At 72.6% G+C, this 2263-nt stretch carries 2 pseudogenes; one reads left to right on the top strand and one right to left on the bottom strand.

Annotated elements, in window-relative coordinates:
• Positions 1-781 precede the first annotated feature (781 nt).
• A pseudogene (locus JGS39_RS39790) lies at positions 782-1884 on the top strand (cysteine desulfurase family protein).
• Positions 1885-1902: 18 nt separating this feature from the next.
• Here JGS39_RS39790 and JGS39_RS39795 read toward each other — a convergent pair.
• Positions 1903-2263: pseudogene (locus tag JGS39_RS39795) on the bottom strand (N-acetylmuramoyl-L-alanine amidase); the annotation flags it as partial.

Consider the following 2263-nt stretch of genomic DNA (forward strand, 5'->3'; position numbering starts at 1 on the left):
CAGGAAGGAGGTGGGGGCCAGACTGGCGATGAGGGCGCCTGCCGCCAGAACGGCGGCAGGGCGAAGCCGTATGTGCATCGGAACCTTTCCATGGCAAGGAAACGGACACGCGGTGCGGCTCCAGACTGGGGCCGCCCTTGATCGCCGCACCAGCCTTTTCGGTGCCGCGCTTGCGACATGTCGTCAAGACGACACGGTGCGCTCCATCGCGTGTACCGGCGGTATCAGCGGGGCCGAGCACCCGCGCGCCCGCTCGCACGGCCTCTCGGGAGCACGGTGCGAACGCCGCAGCGGGCGGCTGCCGCGATCGCGACATGTCGCTTCTACGACACGCGACTTGCCCCGATACACATGAGATGCCCGACCGTGCGACCTCTCCGGCGAGCGGCCGCGTCGATGGGCGGCGGGTTGCGCTGTCCAGAATTGGGGGTCTTGTCGTCGGGAGTGCCGGGTCTGCTGTCCGGGGTCGGGTGGTGTTGTCGCCGGGACTGCCGGGGCCCGCTGTCCGGGGGCGGTCAGTGCTGTCGTCGGGACTGCCGACCCTGGCCGTCAGTCGGGACTGCCGGTCTGGTCGTCCTCGCGGTCCTCGCGGTCCTCGCCACCGGCGGAGGCGTCGTCGCCCGGGACTCAGGCCGCCGACCGGGCGCGGATCCGGGTGCTCCCTCCGCCGGATCGGGCTCCGGTCGGGGGTGGCAGAACCCCGTTTTACGCGGTGCGCGGGCACCTGGACCCCATGCGCCCGCCGTACGCCCCGCCGCGGGCTCGTAGAATCGAGCCCACCATGGCTTACCTCGACCACGCCGCGACCACGCCGATGCTGCCGGAGGCGATCGCGGCGATGATGACCGCGCAGCTCGCCGTCACCGGCAACGCGTCCTCACTCCACGCCGCCGGGCGCCGGGCCCGCCGTACCGTCGAGGAGTCCAGAGAGACCCTCGCCGACGCCCTCGGCGCACGCCCCAGCGAGGTGGTTTTCACCTCCGGCGGCACCGAGTCGGACAACCTCGCGGTGAAGGGCCTGTACTGGGCCCGCCGCGACGCCGACCCCCGCCGCACCAGAGTCCTGGCCAGCCCCGTCGAGCACCACGCGGTGCTGGACGCGGTCGACTGGCTCGCCGAGCACGAGGGCGCGACCGTCGAGTACCTGCCCGTCGACCGCTACGGCCGCGTCCACCCCGACGCGCTGCGCGAGGCGCTGGACCGTAACCCCGACGACGTCGCGATGATCACCGTGATGTGGGCGAACAACGAGATCGGCACCGTCCTGCCCGTACGTGAACTGGCTGCGGTGGCCCGTGAGTTCGACGTTCCCATGCATGCCGACGCGGTACAGGCCTTCGGGCAGCTCGAAGTCGACTTCGCCCGGTCCGGGCTGGCCGCGATGACCGTGAGCGCGCACAAGATCGGCGGCCCGTTCGGCGTCGGCGCGCTGCTGCTCGGCCGCGAGTACACCCCCGTACCCGTGCTGCACGGCGGCGGGCAGGAACGNGCGGAGCCGGTGGAGCATTCGATGCCCTGGGCGTCCAGGAGCAGCAGAAGGGAGTCGCCCTCGCAGCCGGGGAAGGTGAAGTGCGCGTTCGGCGGGACCCGGCGCCCGGCGGCCGGCTCCCGGCCAACGCGCACTTCACCTTCCCCGGCTGCGAGGGCGACTCCCTTCTGCTGCTCCTGGACGCCCAGGGCATCGAATGCTCCACCGGCTCCGCGTGCACGGCCGGGATCGCCCAGCCCAGCCACGTCCTGCTGGCCACCGGCACCGATCCGGACCTGGCCCGCGGCACCCTGCGCTTCTCGCTGGGCCACACCTCGACCAAGCAGGACGTCGAGGACGTGGCACGGGCGATCGGCCCGGCGGTGGAGCGGGCGAGGACGGCGGGGCTCAGCTGACGGCCTCCGGGGCGCGGGTCCGGGCGCCCCGATGCCCACGCTGCGCTCGTTGTACGAGCGGTTGCCCGCGTGGAACGCCACGTCCAGCTCGCGGATCATCTGCGTCACATGACCGTCCTTGCGCACGATGTAGTGCGCAGCGGCCCCGTGCCCGGGGTCCTGGAAGGCGCGGACCGCACTGTTGAAGCCGCCCTGTGTGATGTGGACCACCACGCGGTCGATGTCGTAGTCGTCGGGCCGGTCCGCCCGCCGCCAGTTCTCCTCGGAGGCGGCCGTCCACGTCGCCCGCGCGTAGTCCACCTCACCCGGCTTGCGCGGCTTCTCCACACCGGGCAGCCGCCACCAGGCCCGCTTCAGCTGGTCCCGCGCCAGCGCCGCC

This window comes from Streptomyces poriferorum (assembly GCF_019399235.1).
Classification (GTDB): domain Bacteria; phylum Actinomycetota; class Actinomycetes; order Streptomycetales; family Streptomycetaceae; genus Streptomyces; species Streptomyces poriferorum.